This window comes from Nocardia vinacea (genome assembly GCF_035920345.1).
Classification (GTDB): Bacteria; Actinomycetota; Actinomycetes; order Mycobacteriales; family Mycobacteriaceae; genus Nocardia; species Nocardia vinacea_A.
Window position 1 is genome coordinate 8,483,929 of record NZ_CP109149.1, and the last position, 15,638, is coordinate 8,499,566.

Annotated in this window: 16 protein-coding genes; 15 read left to right on the top strand and 1 reads right to left on the bottom strand. The window is 64.4% G+C overall.

All coding sequences use genetic code 11. The annotated features are described in order from the left end of the window. The first annotated feature begins 101 nt into the window (after positions 1 to 101). The 13 genes from OIE68_RS38505 (at position 102) to OIE68_RS38565 (ending at position 12,410) form a co-directional block, all read left to right on the top strand. Positions 102 to 905, top strand: a complete 804-nt coding sequence (locus tag OIE68_RS38505; RefSeq protein ID WP_327095811.1) for a transglutaminase family protein — start codon at positions 102 to 104, stop codon at positions 903 to 905. A 177-nt stretch (positions 906 to 1,082) separates the two neighbouring features. Beyond that, the gene (locus OIE68_RS38510) at positions 1,083 to 1,475 is read left to right on the top strand and encodes a nitroreductase/quinone reductase family protein (RefSeq protein ID WP_327095812.1); all 393 of its coding nucleotides are present in this window, start codon (positions 1,083 to 1,085) and stop codon (positions 1,473 to 1,475) included. A gap of 63 nt (positions 1,476 to 1,538) precedes the next feature. After that, positions 1,539 to 2,621 carry an ionic transporter y4hA gene (locus OIE68_RS38515; protein ID WP_327101975.1) on the top strand — a complete coding sequence of 361 codons (1,083 nt, stop codon included), beginning with the start codon at positions 1,539 to 1,541 and terminating at the stop codon, positions 2,619 to 2,621. 199 nt (positions 2,622 to 2,820) lie between these two features. Further along, positions 2,821 to 3,660, top strand: coding sequence for an ABC transporter permease (locus tag OIE68_RS38520; RefSeq protein ID WP_327095813.1), 840 nt, complete (start codon positions 2,821 to 2,823; stop codon positions 3,658 to 3,660). Continuing rightward, positions 3,660 to 4,526 carry an ABC transporter permease gene (locus tag OIE68_RS38525; protein ID WP_327095814.1) on the top strand — a complete coding sequence of 289 codons (867 nt, stop codon included), beginning with the start codon at positions 3,660 to 3,662 and terminating at the stop codon, positions 4,524 to 4,526. Before OIE68_RS38520 ends, OIE68_RS38525 begins: the two co-directional genes overlap by 1 nt. 3 nt (positions 4,527 to 4,529) lie before the next feature. Then, positions 4,530 to 5,564 carry an MlaD family protein gene (locus OIE68_RS38530; protein WP_327095815.1) on the top strand — a complete coding sequence of 345 codons (1,035 nt, stop codon included), beginning with the start codon at positions 4,530 to 4,532 and terminating at the stop codon, positions 5,562 to 5,564. Further along, positions 5,561 to 6,565: an MlaD family protein gene (locus tag OIE68_RS38535; RefSeq protein ID WP_327095816.1), complete on the top strand. Its 1,005-nt coding sequence runs from the start codon at positions 5,561 to 5,563 to the stop codon at positions 6,563 to 6,565. The genes OIE68_RS38530 and OIE68_RS38535 overlap by 4 nt, the downstream gene beginning before the upstream one ends. Next, complete coding sequence (locus OIE68_RS38540) at positions 6,553 to 7,581, top strand: MlaD family protein (RefSeq protein WP_327095817.1); 1,029 nt, start codon at positions 6,553 to 6,555, stop codon at positions 7,579 to 7,581. Before OIE68_RS38535 ends, OIE68_RS38540 begins: the two co-directional genes overlap by 13 nt. Further along, entirely contained in the window at positions 7,581 to 8,678 is a 1,098-nt protein-coding gene (locus OIE68_RS38545; RefSeq protein ID WP_327095818.1) for an MlaD family protein, read from the top strand. Before OIE68_RS38540 ends, OIE68_RS38545 begins: the two co-directional genes overlap by 1 nt. After that, the gene (locus OIE68_RS38550) at positions 8,675 to 9,721 is read left to right on the top strand and encodes an MlaD family protein (protein WP_327095819.1); all 1,047 of its coding nucleotides are present in this window, start codon (positions 8,675 to 8,677) and stop codon (positions 9,719 to 9,721) included. The genes OIE68_RS38545 and OIE68_RS38550 overlap by 4 nt, the downstream gene beginning before the upstream one ends. Beyond that, on the top strand, positions 9,718 to 10,674 hold the full coding sequence (locus OIE68_RS38555; protein WP_327095820.1) for an MlaD family protein: 957 nt from the start codon (positions 9,718 to 9,720) through the stop codon (positions 10,672 to 10,674). Before OIE68_RS38550 ends, OIE68_RS38555 begins: the two co-directional genes overlap by 4 nt. A gap of 115 nt (positions 10,675 to 10,789) precedes the next feature. Continuing rightward, positions 10,790 to 11,482: a hypothetical protein gene (locus OIE68_RS38560; RefSeq protein ID WP_327095821.1), complete on the top strand. Its 693-nt coding sequence runs from the start codon at positions 10,790 to 10,792 to the stop codon at positions 11,480 to 11,482. A gap of 46 nt (positions 11,483 to 11,528) precedes the next feature. Beyond that, complete coding sequence (locus OIE68_RS38565; protein ID WP_327095822.1) at positions 11,529 to 12,410, top strand: aminoglycoside phosphotransferase family protein; 882 nt, start codon at positions 11,529 to 11,531, stop codon at positions 12,408 to 12,410. Between the two features lie 132 nt (positions 12,411 to 12,542). Here OIE68_RS38565 and OIE68_RS38570 read toward each other — a convergent pair whose 3' ends face one another. Beyond that, positions 12,543 to 13,028 carry a TetR/AcrR family transcriptional regulator gene (locus tag OIE68_RS38570; protein WP_327095823.1) on the bottom strand — a complete coding sequence of 162 codons (486 nt, stop codon included), beginning with the start codon at positions 13,026 to 13,028 and terminating at the stop codon, positions 12,543 to 12,545. On the opposite strand from OIE68_RS38570, the gene OIE68_RS38575 reads away from it, so the two are divergent. Beyond that, a complete protein-coding gene (locus tag OIE68_RS38575) occupies positions 13,000 to 14,091 on the top strand; it encodes a cytochrome P450 (RefSeq protein ID WP_327095824.1) in 1,092 nt (363 codons plus the stop codon). The two genes, OIE68_RS38570 and OIE68_RS38575, sit on opposite strands and share 29 nt — an antisense overlap. A 293-nt stretch (positions 14,092 to 14,384) precedes the next feature. After that, on the top strand, positions 14,385 to 15,581 hold the full coding sequence (locus OIE68_RS38580; RefSeq protein ID WP_327095825.1) for a Fic family protein: 1,197 nt from the start codon (positions 14,385 to 14,387) through the stop codon (positions 15,579 to 15,581). The last annotated feature ends 57 nt before the right edge of the window (positions 15,582 to 15,638 follow it).

Consider the following 15,638-nt stretch of genomic DNA (forward strand, 5'->3'; position numbering starts at 1 on the left):
CCGCACATTGTCGCTTATCGCCGCGCTATCCAATACACGAATCTCGAGTCGATCGTCGTAATGTCCGGAATACGTGGGTGTTCGGCTGGCAGGATTGTGAGGTGAAGCGCGATGTCTCGGCCCATCTCGATATCGGTATCGCCGCGCCGACCACCCTCGAATTCCAACTCGCCGTCGCCAGGCTGCCCGGGCTCGAGATCGATGAGTCGCTGGTATTCGAACAGGACGGCCGCACGATCCGGCCGCAGGAGATTCCCGGGCCGCACGGCACCCGCATCCACAAATTCGCCACCGGCACCGGCAATCTGCGGGTGCACTACACCGCGACCGTTGTGGGCACGGCGACCCTCGAACCGGCATCCGACTACGACATCGCGGTCTACCTGCGCCCGAGCCGTTTCGCCGAGAGCGACAAGATGTTCGGCTTCGCCGCAACCGAATTCGACGGCGATGCCGCACCCGCGGAACTCGCCGCCGAGGTGACCGCGTGGGTGCGCCGCCGCCTGCGCTACGTCGCGGGCAGCAGCGACCCGATCGACGGCGCGGTGGAGACATTGCTATCCGGGGCGGGTGTGTGCCGCGATTTCAGCCACCTCGTGGTGGCACTGCTGCGCGCGGTCAAGGTGCCTGCGCGACTGGCCGCCGTATACGCGCCCGGTCTGTATCCGATGGACTTCCACGCGATCGCCGAGGCCTATATCGACGGGGTGTGGCGCGCATTCGACGCCACCGGCCTCGCTCCGCGATCCTCGCTGGTCCGAATCGCCACGGGCAGAGACGCTTCCGATATCGCGTTCATGGACAACCACGGCGGCGAGGTCTTCGTGAACAGTATGTGGGTCAGTGCGATCATCGACGGCTTCCTGCCGTTCGACAATGGCGTCGACCCGGTCTCGATCGTCTGATCGAGACCGGGCCACTCATCAGGAGATGTTCTTGCCGTCGTTGTAGAAGTCGCCACCGCGATGCGTGCTCCTCACATGAAATCTGCGGCATTCATGAGAATTCGTCCAACTGTCCACCCCACGCCGTCGTGACCCGACACGACGCCAAATGCGATCGGCCGGTGCTAGCGTCGGGACATGGCGAACTTGCGTGATGTTCAGCACCGAGTCGTGACGGCCTTGCAGCGGCGGGTGGGGAATCCGATTCTGCGCAGATTGCCGACCCAGCAGTTGCTGGAGACCGTCGGGCGCATGAGTGGGCAGCCGCGGATTACGCCGATCGGGGGTCGACTGGTCGGCAAGGAGTTCTGGCTCGTCTCCGAATTCGGTGACAAGTCGCAGTACATTCGAAATATCAAGGCCGACAATCGGGTTCGGTTGCGGCTGCGTGGGCATTGGCGCACCGGTACCGCACATCTACTGCCGGATGATGATCCGCGCGCTCGGTTGCAATCCTTGCCCAAGGCCAACAGTGCGGGTGTTCGGTTGCTCGGCACCGACTTGCTGACCGTCCGAATCGATCTCGACTGACGCACCGCATGCGCCCGATCACACGCGATCGAGTGCGAATATTTTGCTGACACGATGGAAGTTATGCTCCGTGCGCTGACTTCCCGCTGGACCGTATTCATCCCGCTCCTAGCCGCGATCACCCTGGCCGCCACCTGGGGACGATCGCTACCTGGAATCGGCGTGGTCGTGGTGGTCGCCGCGCTGGTCGGTGCGGTGCTGGCGGCGGTGCAGCATGCCGAGGTCATCGCGCATCGGGTCGGTGAGCCGTTCGGGTCCCTGGTACTCGCGGTTGCGGTGACGGTCATCGAGGTCGGGCTCATCGTCACGATGATGGTGACCAGTGGGGAGAAGTCCGCGGCACTGGCCCGCGACACCGTTTTCGCGGCGGTCATGATCACCTGCAACGGCATTTTCGGTCTGGCACTGCTGGTCGGTGCGGTGCGCAGGCGGGTTGCGGTATTCAATGCCGAGGGCACCGGCGCGGCGCTCGGCACGGTTGCGACCCTGTCCACCCTCAGTCTGGTCCTGCCGACCTTCACCACCAGTAAGCCTGGGCCGGAATTTTCCCCAGCGCAGTTGGCCTTCGCCGCGGCGGCCTCGCTGCTGCTGTACGCCCTGTTCGTAATGGTGCAGACGGTGCGGCATCGCGATGACTTTCTGCCCGTCGAGGAGTCCGATCGCGCCCATGAGCGTGGCGAGCGGCCCACGGTGCGCGCGACGCTGCTCAGCCTGGCCATGTTGATGGTCGCCTTGGTCGCGGTCGTCGGTCTGGCCAAGGTGGTATCGCCGTCGATCGAATCGGCCGTCGCGTCGGCGGGCCTGCCGCAGTCCGCGGTCGGCGTGGTCATCGCACTGCTCGTCCTACTGCCGGAAACTCTCGCGGCTGTGCGTGCCGCTCGCCGCGATCAGGTGCAGATCAGCCTCAATCTCGCGCTCGGCTCGGCCATGGCGAGCATCGGCCTGACTATTCCGGCGATCGCCGTAGCAACCATCTGGCTAGACGGTCCGCTGGTCCTTGGGCTCGGCGCGACGCAGATGGTGCTGCTCGCTTTGACGGTCGTCGTCGGCGTGCTGACGGTGGTGCCGGGTCGCGCGACGCTGCTGCAGGGCGGTGTACATGTGGCTCTGTTCTCGGCTTTTGTGTTCCTCGCCGCTAGTCCGTAGCCGGTGTGACCGGATCCATGAATCACCGCGCTGAGCGGGGCGAACGGCGATTAAGTGGCGAGCATCACAGCTAGCCGATTTTGTTGTGACTCGCCGTAACGATTAGCTTGCTGGATGTTGGCATCGACGCCGAATCCGGAGAGTGCGGCATGAAATTCGACACAGCCCGTGCCGCAGGCGCGACACCGGGATATGGACTATGACGCCGGACCTGCATATCCGCGAATCCGCGAGTTCGGTTGTCCGGAAGAACTTTTCGGATACGATCGTCTCGTCGCTGCGCACCTTCGGTCGGGCGGTCGGCGTCGCGCAGGAGTCGGTCTTCGGCGCGGTCGGCGATATCGCTCGCAGCCAGTTCCAATGGCGCGAGGCGGTACTCCAGGCTTGGCGGTTGATTACTGTCACGACCATCCCCGCGATCTTGATGGCGATCCCGTTCGGTGTGATCGTCTCCATCCAGGTCGGCAATCTCATTCACACCCTCGGCGCCGACTCACTGCTCGGCGCGACCGGTGGACTCGGCGTCATCAAGCAGGGCGCACCGATGGCGACCGGCTTCCTGCTCGGTGGCGCCGGCGCGGCGGCCTTTGCGGCGGATCTGGGCGCACGCACCATTCGCGAAGAGATCGACGCGCTGAACACCATGGGCATCAGTCCCATACACCGCCTGGTGATCCCGCGGATGGCGGCGATGCTGGTGGTCGCGCCGCTGCTGAATATCCTGATCATCTTCGTCGGCATCATGGCCGGGTATGCGGTCGCCATCGGCGGCCAAGGCGTCACGCCGGGCAGCTACTGGGCCACCTTCGGCTCGTTCACCACCACCGCGGATGTGTGGGTCTCGCTGGTGAAGGCGCTGATATTCGGCTTTCTCGTGGTGATCATCGCGTGCCAGCGCGGGCTCGAGGCCAAGGGCGGACCGCGCGGTGTCGCCGATGCGGTGAACGCCGCCGTGGTGCTCTCGGTCGTCTCGATCACCGTGGTGAATCTGGTGCTCACGCAGGTCACCGCCATGTTCCTGCCGACGAGGTTGGCGTGATGGCGATTTCGTCCTACGCACCCAAGGGATTCGGCTGGGTCACGCGGTACTTCCGTCGCGGCAGTCGGGTGCTCGGCGCGGTCGACGGTTTCGGCTTCGTCGCCGTATTCGTCTGGCAGGTGCTCGCGGCGATTCCGTTGACGCTCAGGCGGTATCGCGGTGAGACCATGCGTGCCATCACCGATATGACCTGGGGCCGCGGCTCGGTCGTAGTGGGCGGCGGCACGGTGCCGATGATGATCGTGCTCGGTCTGGTGATGGGCGCCTCCGTCGCGGTCGAATCGTTCGCGACGCTGAGCATGCTCGGGATGGGGCCGGTCACCGGCATCGTCTCGGCCTACGCCACCACTCGTGAGTTGGCGCCGATCGCGGCCGCGGTCGGTTTCGCCGCGCAGGCGGGTTGCCGGATCACCGCGGAGATCGGTTCGATGCGCATCTCCGAGGAGATCGACGCCATCGAGGCGCTCGGTCTGCGCTCGGTGCCGTTCGTGGTCACCACACGGGTGCTCGCGGGTGCATTGGCCATCGTGCCGACCTTCCTGATCGCGCTGATCCTCAGCTATGCGGCTTGCCGCGGCATCATCACGCTGGTACACGGCCAATCCGCGGGCGTCTACGACCACTACTTCTTCCAGTTCGTCGCCGGCTTCGATGTGATCGCCGCGGTGATCAAGGTCGCCATCTTCGGGACGGTGGTGATCCTGGTGCACAGCTATTACGGATTCTTCGCCACGGGCGGGCCCGAGGGCGTCGGTATCGCGTCGGGTCGCGCGGTACGCACGAGTTTCGTGGCCATTATCGCGATCGACATGGTGCTCAGCATTGTGCTGTGGGGCTTCAACGCGGCGATCAGTTTTACGGGGTAGCGGATGCCGAAGTATGGAATGCCCGGTGTCGCCGCGGATAACAAGCGTTCGCGGACGGTCGGATCAGCGATCATCGCGCTGATAGCCGTTGTCGCCCTTACGACTACGCTCTATCGGAACCTGCGCGCCGACGAGGGCTTGCGGATCGCCTTGCACACCCAGGAAATCGGTGACGGTGTCAGCGCGGGCACGCAGGTGCGTCTCGACGGTGTGCTGGTCGGCACGGTGGCGCGGATAGCGCCGGATGAGCGCGGTACCCAGCGAATCACCTTGCAGCTGGATCAGTCTCGGCTCTTCGGCATCGATGACAGCCTGCGCGTCGACTACGCGCCCGCCAACCTGTTCGGTATCAGCGAACTCGAATTGCGCCGTGGCCCGGGCGGTTCGCCGCTGCGACCGGATGCGGTCATCGATCTGACCGGCAGACGCGCGGCGGATGTCTACGACGCGACGATGGGCAGCATCCTGCGCAGCCTGTCTCAGGTCGGCGCGACCCTATTCACACCGCAGCTGGCCACTGTCATCGCCCAGGTCTCCGCGGACTTCCAGGCATTCACCCCGCTGGTGCAGGCGCTGATCACGGTGGCGCGCACCATTGCCGACAACCAGACCATGCCGACCTCCGAACTCGTCGGCAGACTCGGCCCGGCCTTCGACGGCGGCGGCAAATTCGCGGGTGCGACCATCCAGGTCCTCGATCAGATCCGCGATATCAAGATCCTGCAGACCGATCGCGAACACTACGACCGCGGTGTCACCGCACTGACCGGCAGCATCCTGCCCGCGCTCGGGACCACGCTGACCACCGCGGGCGGCCACTTCGCCGAGGGTGCCGACATGCTCGCACCGATACTGAATGTGTTGGCGCAGATGGTCCCCCGGCCCCAGCAGTCCGCGGCCGAGCTGTGCGCCCTGCTCGAACGGCTGCGGGCGGCCATGCCGGATACATCCGACGGTCCGGTGCTGAATCTCGAGGTCGATCTGCGGGGTGTGCCCGGTATCGCGGTGCCGCTGCTCGGTCCGGCGGGTGTGCGATGACGGTGCGTGGGGCGGCCTGGCGGCTCGGTGTCTTCGCCGCGGTGATGATCGTGGTGCTCTCGCTGGTACTGACGGCAATCAAGCGGCCGGTGGCCGGTGATACCGAGGCGCACGATGCGCTGTTCACCGATGCCAATGGCCTGAAGGTCGGCGATGACGTGCGCATGTACGGCGTGCAGGTCGGCAAGGTCGAGGGCCTATCGATCGACGGCATCAAGGCCAAGGTCCGGCTCACCGTGCAGACCTCGACGCCGATATATGACAACAGCACCCTGGCCATTCGCTACCAAAACCTCACCGGCCAGCGGTATATCGACCTGCAGCAGCAGCCGAATCCCGGTGTCCGGCTGCCCGCGAACGCGGTCGTCGATACCAAGATGACGCTTCCGTCCTTCGATGTGACCAGCCTGTTCAACGGCCTGAAACCGGTGCTGGCCACCATGTCTCCGGAGGCGGTCAACCAGTTCACCGAAAGCATGCTCGCGGTGATCGAGGGCGACGGTTCGGGTTTGGGTCCGGCCATGGATGCCATCGGCAAGCTGAGCAAATACGTCGGCGATCGGCAGACGGTGATCGCGACGCTGGTGCGCAATATGTCCGAACTCGCCGACCGGGTCGGTGGCCGGGTGCACTATCTGGTTCCGCTACTGGCCCGGCTGACCGATATTTTCCAAGCGCTGCAGGCGAATATCGGCGGCCTCGCCGAATTCGCGATGAACGCGCCTTCGGTGCTCGGACCGCTCGACCGGCTGCTCGCCACCGTCGGCCTGACCGCCGGCAGCGGCGCGGATATCGACGGGCTCATCCGCAAACTCTTCCCCGACCCGCAGGAAGCCGTCGACGTTTTCGGCAAGCTGCCCGGGCTGCTCGCCTCGATCGACAATGCCGTGCCGCGCAGCATCGCGGGCTGGAAGCCCGAATGCAGCAAAGGGAATGCGGAGCTGCCGAATCCGGTGCAGGTGCTGATCGGCGGACAGCAGGTGGCCGTATGCAACGGGTGAGAATGTGGTTCGGCGGCAATACGCCGATCCTCGACGAACCGGCCCGGCTGCGCAAAGAAGTGCGACTCGGCATTATCGGTGCGGTGCTCGTTGTTATCGTAATGGGCGCTGCCGCAGCGCTTTACGTGATTCCGTTCGGCAAGACGACTTATACCGCGGAGCTGTCCGAGGCGCAGTCGGTGAAGTCCGGCGACGATATCCGATTGGCGGGCATCTCGGTCGGCACCGTGAAATCGCTGGAGCTGAAACCGGATAAGGTCGTCATGCGGTTCACCGTCGATTCCGATGTTTTCGTCGGTGACCAGACCTCGCTGGAGGTGCGCATGCTCACCGTGGTCGGCGGCCATTACGTCGCGCTGTTCCCGGCGGGCACCGAGCCGCTCGGCGACAAGCCGATTCCGGCCGATCGAGTTCTCCTGCCCTACAGTCTGATTCAAACGTTCCAGGATGCGACGGCACCGATCGGCAAGGTCGACGGTGATACTTTGCGGCGCAATCTGGCGGCACTGGACAAGTCGGTCGAGGGTGCGCCGGATACCTTGCGTACCACGCTGGATACGGTCGGCAGCTATATCGATGCCATCGACCGCCAGCGCACCCAGGTGTCGAATGCCATTGCGGTGGCGGATGAATACGTGACCATGTACGACGGCGCGAAGAGTGATCTGCGCAGGTTGATGGAGAATGCCAATCTGCTCGAGACCGTACTCCTCGATAAGCGCGCCGAGCTGCGCGAATCGATTGCCTTGCTCAACAGCGTGGTTCAGCGGGTCGCGGCCCTCGCGCCGTCATGGGACGCCACGCTGAAACCCAAGGCGCAGCAGTTGGCCGATGCGCTGCCGCGGCTGGAACAGATGGGCGGTCAGTTGGAGCCGATCATCTCCTCCGCACATGATCTGAGTCGGAAGTTGCAGGGTCTGGTGATTCCTGAGGGCGGGATCGTGGTGGATCAGTCCGGCGAAACCACCCAACCCGCCGCGGCGGTGTGTGTGCCGCTCCCCGGTAAGGCGTGCTGATGCTGAATCGGGTGCTCGGCTCACAGGCGTTCATGTCGATCGCGAGTGCTGTTATTGTCGCCGCGCTTGCTCTCGCCGGATATGTCATCGCTTTCGATCCGCTGCAGCGGACCGAATCCTATTGCGCGATAATGCCCGACAGCATCGGGCTGTATCCCGGCAACCAGGTGACGATGCGCGGCATCACGGTCGGCACGGTGACCGCGGTGCAGAACCAGGGCAAGAATGTGCGGGTCGATTTCGATGTCGATGCCGACCATCCGGTGTACGCCGATGCCTCGGCAACCACTGTGTCCGATACCGTGGTCGCCGATCGCAATCTGGCCGTGTTGTCCAGCGGAAAGAATATGCAGCGCTGGGACAGCGGACAGTGCATCACCAAGACGCTCACCCCCAAGAGCCTCACCGAAACGCTGACCGCGCTGTCCTCGCTGTCCGACCAGCTCAACGGACCCGATCCGGCCCAACAGAATTCGCTGGCCAAGGGGCTCGCCTCGCTCGACGCCGCGACCGTGGGCACCGGACCGCAGGTCAACGAGCTGATTCGCAAACTCGGCTCCGCTCTGAAAGCGCCGGACGCCGATATCGGCCATTTGGCAGGCATTTTCGATGCGTTCGCCTCGGTATCGCAGAAGGTGAACCAATATTGGGGCGATTTGCAGTCCATGCTGGTGCGGATCGGCCCGGCACTGGATCATGCGAGTACCGAATTGCTCGGTCCCGCAGTGCAACTATTCGATGGTCTGCGCCAGATCCTGCCCATGCTCAATGACATCACCGCGATGTTCGGTGATCCGATCATGCGCGCGCTGGATGCCAGCGTGCCACTGATCAAGCTCTTGCGCGCCAATGTCGGTTCGCTGCGCGATGTCGTGCTCATGACCCCCGCGCTCACCTCGGCATTCCGCACGGTGGTCTCCGATGGCGCGCCGGGTATCACCTATGCGCCGCCGAAGGTGGCCATCGCGCAGCAGAACGCCGAGGAGGTGTGTGCCGCGGTAAATGCCGTCGCGCCCGGCAAATGCGTGGATGCCGCGAATGGCATGGTCGACGTGCAACTCGTCCCGCTGGTACTGGGATTGGCAGGTGGATCATGAGTAAGCGTCTCATGGCGGTCGTGTTGGCGGCCGGAATTGCTTTGGGTGGCTGTGCCTTCGATCCGTCATCGGTGCCGGTCCCCGGCACATCGGTAGCCGGAGACACCTATCGCGTGCGGATCGAATTCGCGAATGTGTTGAATCTGCCCGCCAAGGCCAAGGTAATCGCCAACGGTGCCCAGATCGGCACGGTCGACAAGGTCACCGTCGTCCCGGCGGCCGAAGCGCCGGCGGGCCGCGGCGGATTCGTGGTGGTCGATGCCGATATCGCGAAGTCGGTGCAGTTGCCGACCACGACCATTGCGGAACTGCGCCAGAACACCGTGCTCGGCGATATCCATATCGCATTGACCACGCCGCCCAATGGTTTCGGTTCGCTGCTCGGACCCGGCGGCACCATTCCGATCGAGCGGTCCAGGCCACCGGTGCAGCTCGAGGACACCATGGCCGCCATGGCCTTCTTCGTCCAGGGTGGTGCGATCGGTCAGCTGCAAGACATCATCAATCGGTTCAATTCCGTACTGCCGCAGGATCCTCGGGAGACGGCGCGGATCGCGAAGGTGATGGGCGGCGATGCCGCGGATCTGGCGGCGAATCTGGACCAAGTGGATTCGCTGCTGTACGGTCTGCTCACCAATTCCGAAGTGCTGCACAATATTCGGCCCGAACTGGACAGTATCCTCAGTGCGGAGTCGGTACAGCAGGTGAATGCGGCGACGAATTCGTTTGCCGGAGTGGCGAATATCTTCGGCGTGCTCGGCCCGGTCGGTCGCTCGATGGCTTGGCTGGCGCCGCTGGTGCAGTCCAATGACGCGATGCTGCGGGCCTTCGTGCCGATGCTGACCGGCGGGCCGCTGGACCTGCGGTCGCCCTCGAACCTGGCCATACTCGTCGCGTTATTGCGCGACAAGATCATTCCGTTCGTGGAGCACGGGCCGAAGGTGAATATCACCGGCGTGCGTACCGATGGGGTCGCGGTATCCGAACCCGAGCAGGTGGATCGGATCATTCAGACATTGCGCATGATCGGAGCGGTCCGATGAAGGTGGGTTCGCTGGTCTCACTCGGCGGCATTGCCGCCATCCTGATCCTCGGCGCGAGCTATCTGACCTTCGGTGTGGTGCGGTTCGATCCGCTCGCCGATTACACCAATGCCTCGATGGTGCTGCGGAATTCGGGCAGCCTGGGAGTCGGTTCGCCGATCCTGCTCACCGGCATCCCGATCGGCAGGGTTACCTCGATGGAGAATACGGCCGCGGGCGTCGAAGTCGGCTTCCGCGTCGACAAGAGACAGCAGGTGCCGACCGACAGCACCGTCACCATCGAACAGCTCTCCGCACTCGGCGAGCCCTATGTCCAGTTCGTGCCGAATACCGACGGCGGTCCATATCTGAAGGACGGACAGCGGCTCGACACCAGGGACATTCGCCCGCCGCTATCGATTCCGGAGGTGGCGCGGCTGGTCACCGAGACCATGAACCAGCTCGACCCCCAGGTGGTCGGCTCGATCGTGGATACGCTCGGCAAGTCGATCTCCGGCACGTCCGCGGTGATGCCGGAACTGGCGCGCTCGGGCGATCTGCTCGCCGCCACCATCATGACCAGAGCCCCGAAGATCGCCGAACTGCTCAATGGCTTTCAGCTGGCCGCGAGCGATATCGAATGGGCCGGACCGGCCACCACAATCGGCGCGCCCAATCTTGTGCGGTTCGGTCAGTCGCTGGACGATCTCGTCGAGGCAGTCGGTCGGTTGGTCACTGCGGGAGGCAGCCCGGAGATGTATCTGGAGGGCGATGGTCTGGTGCCATTCCTGCAGCGGGTGACCGAATGGATGGACAAGGTCGGGCCGGAGCTGAAATCGCTGATCCCAGGGTTGCGACCGCTGGCCGACGCGGTCACCGCCACCGCGCCGCGCATCGATCTCAGCAGTCTGATCAGCCAGGCGCTACAGGAAACCGGAGATGACGCCGTCAAAGTGCGCGTCGGCATCAGATAGGGCATTACCTGCGCAAACAAACGTCGGGAAAGTTGATCTTTCCCGACGCGTCTTCGGTAGCCTGCCTGGAGAGCTTTTCGTGAAGGTAGTCCCTACTCGGCACGAAGGCGGTGGCATGGTGGAACCCGGCGGTGCTAGGACACCAACCGACAATGGGCGCGTCCTGACCATAGCGGCCGTTATCACCGCCGCGCTCGCACTGGTCGTCGCGATCGCGCTGCTGCTGCGCGCGAATCAGGATTCGAAGCACGACGCACCGACATCGATCTCGTCGCCCGCCAAATCAACTACCGCCCGGCCCGCCTCCGGACCCCCGCTTGTGCCGCCGTCGAATCGCCCGACGACCTCACCGGCGCAATCGGCACGCAAGCGCGGCGACGATTGCTCGCATGAGGGGATCGTCGCCCAATGGGATATGCGCAATGGCCTGTGGGTCTGCGCGCCGCGGGAACAGGCGCGCAATCAGCACCAGGTCGGCGACGATTGCTCGCACGACGGGATCGTCGCGCAATGGGGCCTGTCATCGGATGGCGGCTGGATCTGCATACCGCAAGGTCAGGGTGTTGCGGAACCGCAGCCGGCGCCGCAGAACCCGGTGCCGCAAAATCCGGTGCCGCAGAACCCGGTGCCGCAGAACCCGGCGCCGCAGAACCCGGTGCCGGTCCCGGAGAACCCGAGCCCCAACCCGGTCCCGGACAACCCGAACCCCAACCCGGTCCCGCCGAATCCGAACCCCAACCCGGCCCCGCCGAATCCGATCATCATCCCGGGCCTGCCCCCGCTGCCCCCGCTGCCCGGATTCCCGTAGCCGACCGCCGCTGAAATTCGTTCGACACGGCTGAGATGCTCGATTGGTGATCGTTGTCCCCGAATTCTTCGCCGATCGTCTCGCCAAGATGGAGCCCGCTGCTCGGGCTTGGCTGGATGGTCTGCCCGAACTCGCGGCTCGGTTCGCCGAGCGCTGGGAGCTTCGGTTCGAGGGCGCACCCATGTATGGCTACGGCGGCTTGGTGCTGCCCGCTGTGTGCGCGGATGACAGTCGGGTTGTGCTCAAACTCGGCCATCTCACTCCCGAGACTCGCGACGAACCGGTCGCATTGACCGCTTGGGCGGGCAATGGCGCGGTGCGGTTGCTCGACAGCGACGCCGAGCACGGCGCGCTCCTGCTGGAACGACTCGATCCCACCCGGTCATTGGACTTCGAGCCAATCGACGACGCGGTCCGGATCATCTCCGTCCTGCTGCACAGGCTCGCCATCCCCGCTCCGCTCGGAATCTCCCGCGACCTGCGCACCGAGGCCGAGCGCCTGGTCGAGGAACTGCCGAAAGAGTGGCAGCGCCTCGGCGGACCTTTCCCTCGGAAGATGCTCGACGCGGCCGTCGACGCCTGCGCTCAGCTCGGTCCGAGCGCGGAACGACTCCTGGTGAATGAGGATCTGCACTACGAGAATGTCCTCGGCGGCACCCGTGAACCATGGCTCGTCATCGATCCGCAGCCCCTGGCGGGCGATATCGAATTCACCACGCTGTCGCTGCTGTGGAACCGGCGCACCGAATCCGCGCTCGACGATCGATTCGCCACCATCGTCGATATCGCCGGACTCGATCCGGATCGCGCCCGCGCCTGGACGCTGGTCCGCGCCGTGCAGAACTGGCTGTGGTTCGTCGAAGACGAGGACACCGAAGACTTCGGCTGGCCCGCCGTCCAGGCCATTGCCCCGTGGGCCCTGCGCTGACGCTCCGGCTATGCGAAAGAAACGACTCCACGCCACCCGCCCCGCAGACGCACCTTGGCGAACCCGTCGGCGTGCCAGACCGGCCGAGACCAGGCCGCCCAACTTCACCGCTCGCCGGTCCGCGCGTCGTCGCTACTGGTGAATCGTGAAGGCCGGCAGGACGTAGCGTTCGACGAGAGCTCGCTCGACGCTGGGATCGCTTGCGGGCCAGAACAATAGCGAGAGGACCACGCGGACGATCCACTGTCCCGCGAGCGGGTCACCGCCGGTTCCGGTGAGTTCCGTTGCGGCATCGGCCAATCTGGGATTACCCGCGAGATAGGTGTCGACCTCGTTCGGGTTGGTCGTTGTCAGGAAGGCCGTGGCTACCGGGTCGGCGCGGACGGCTGCGAGTGCGGCGAGGATCGCGTGAGTGATGCGTTCGGGGCCGGTGTGGGCGGCGACGGCCTGCCCGATGGTCTCGGCGATGCGGGCGGTGGCACCGGCCAATACGGCATCGCGCAATGCCGACTTTCCGCCGACGTAGCGGTAGACCGTGGCGCGCGAGCATCCGGCCGCGGCGGCGACGTGGTCGATATTCAGTCCGACCATGCCCTTGCGGGTGATAGCGGCGACCACCCGCCCCGCCGACTTCTCCTCCAACCTCACCGCCGCCCTGGTGCGCCGACCCGATGGTTCGGCGGCGGTCTTCGATTTGGATGGCGGGGGACAGGCCATCCACGTCCTGGCCACCGGTGACGACCCGACCCACCAGGCGCACCGCAAACTGGTGCTGCCCGCGCTTGTCGCGAAACGCGTTCGCGCACTGGAACCCACCATTACCGCTGCGGCGGATCGACTGTGGGAGGAAGGTCTCCGTGACGGACACATCGAGTGGATGTCGGCCATGGGCGACCGATTGCCGATGACCTTGGTGGCCAAGCTGATCGGCTTGCCCGATGCGGACATTTCCCAGTTGCTGGCCTGGGGCTATACGAGTAACGAACTGCTCGACGGCGTGGTCACCACCGACCGGCTGGTTGTCGTCGTAACCGCCGCAACCGAACTCGCCGGCAATCTGCGCCACCAACTCGTCCAAGCCTGCGACCATCCGGGCGACAACCTTCTCGGTGATCTGGCAAACGCCTGTGCCACAGGTGAACTCACCCGCGATGTCGCCGTCCTGATCCTCATCCAACTCGTCGGCGCGGGCGGCGAATCCACCGCGGGCCTCATCGGCAATGCGACCCGAGTTCTCGCCACCGATCCCGCGCTCCAGACCCGGCTCCGCGCCGAACCCGACATGCTCGTCACGTTCCTCGAAGAGGTCCTGCGCCTGGAGTCTCCGTTCCGCGCCCACCACCGCCACGTCGTCCACGACACCGCCCTCGGCGACACCGATCTCCCCGCGGGTAGCCACCTCCTCCTACTGTGGTCTGCCGCCAATCGCGATCCCGCAATCTTCCCCGCGCCCAATGAAATCCGCCTCGACCGCCCGGCTCAGCGCAATCACCTTGCGTTCGGCAAGGGCATACATTTCTGCGTCGGCGCTGCCTTGGCCCGGCTGGAGGCCCGTGTTGCTCTGCAAACCCTTCTGGCCCGCAGCACGACGTTCCGTATATCGCCGAATCCCGATGCAGCCCAATGGGTTCCCAGCATTTTCGTGCGCCGCCACCGTCGCTTGGACCTCACCATCCATTGACACAGTTGGCCCACGACGACGCTCGGTCGATCCTGCTGCACCATGACCTTCCCTCCGAGCGCGCCCGCTCGCAGCCTCATCGACAACGAAATAAGTTCAAATTATCAGTTAAGCTAAAACTGAGTGCATGATCAGATCTTGCACTCAGTTTGTCCCAAGCTGGGATCCGGCCGGCTCGAGCAGGGGTGACAGCGTCGACGAACGCAACTGGATGGCCTCGGCAACCGTTCGTCGACATCGACACCACCCGAGTAAATTATCATTTATGCCAAAAGTGAGTGTATGATCGGATGATGGACTCGGTTTCGCTGTGGCCGAAGGTGGAGTGGGAGGAACACGAGTGGGTTCCGACTATTCCGCCCGAACTTGTGTCGCGACGGATTCGGGAGTTGCATCGTGGACGTTATCGCTCGGCAGTGGTGCCGATGATCGCCGACCGGACGATCACTCTGCCGAGTTCGGTACTCGCGCTTGCGGACGAGGCTTCGATCGAGGTCGCCCGCTTCGACGCCGAACTCGGCATGCAGCTGATGCCCTTCGGCGCCATACTCCTGCGATCCGAGTCGACCTCGTCTTCTCGAATCGAGAATCTGACCTCCGGTGCGAAAGCGATTGCTCTGGCCGAACTCAGAGCTACCGATCAGCGCAATGCGGTGGAGATCGTCGGCAATGTCCACGCGATGCAGACCGCCATCGACGTCGAGGGTGAACTGGACGAATCACTGATTCTCGGGATGCACGCGGCACTGATGGCCGGGCACAGCCGAGACCCGGCCGGGCAGTGGCGAACACAGCAGGTATGGATCGGCGGCGACAATTACGGACCGCACGGTGCAGATTTCGTCGCGCCCCACCACGACCATATTCCGAACGCGATAGCCGATCTGATGGTGTTCGTGCGCCGTGACGACATTCCGATCCTTGTTCATGCAGCCATCGCTCATGCGCAGTTCGAAACCATCCACCCGTTTACCGATGGCAACGGCCGTACCGGGCGAGCCCTGCTCCATTCGATGCTTCGTGCGAAGGAACTCACCCGGAACGTGACTGTCCCCATCGCCGCAGGTCTCCTCTCCGACGTCAACGCCTATTTCGACGCGTTGACCGCCTATCGCTCGGGCGACGCGGTACCGATTGTTCATCAGGTGGCGTCGGCGTCGTTCGCCGCGATCATCAATGCCCGTCAACTGGTTTCGGAGATTACCGAGATTCGGCAACGCTGGAGCAGTGCGATTACCGCTCGGTCTCAAGCCACCGCGTGGCAAGTCGCCGATCTCGCCGTGCGACTACCCGTCTTCGACGCCGAGGCTGTTGCTCGGGAACTTGCCATTCCGTCGTCCAACGCACTCCGTGCGATAGAGCCACTCGTCCAGGCGGGCGTGGTCACCGAGTTCACCGGCATGCGTAAGAACCGGATGTGGCAGGCGAGAGAGATTCTGGATGCGTTGGACGCGTTCGCCGCGCGCGCCGGTCGCCGAAATCTGGGCTGAGTTGCGAACTCGATGTGCATGTCCCAGCCGGGATCCGGGATGAGTCTCGATAGCGTA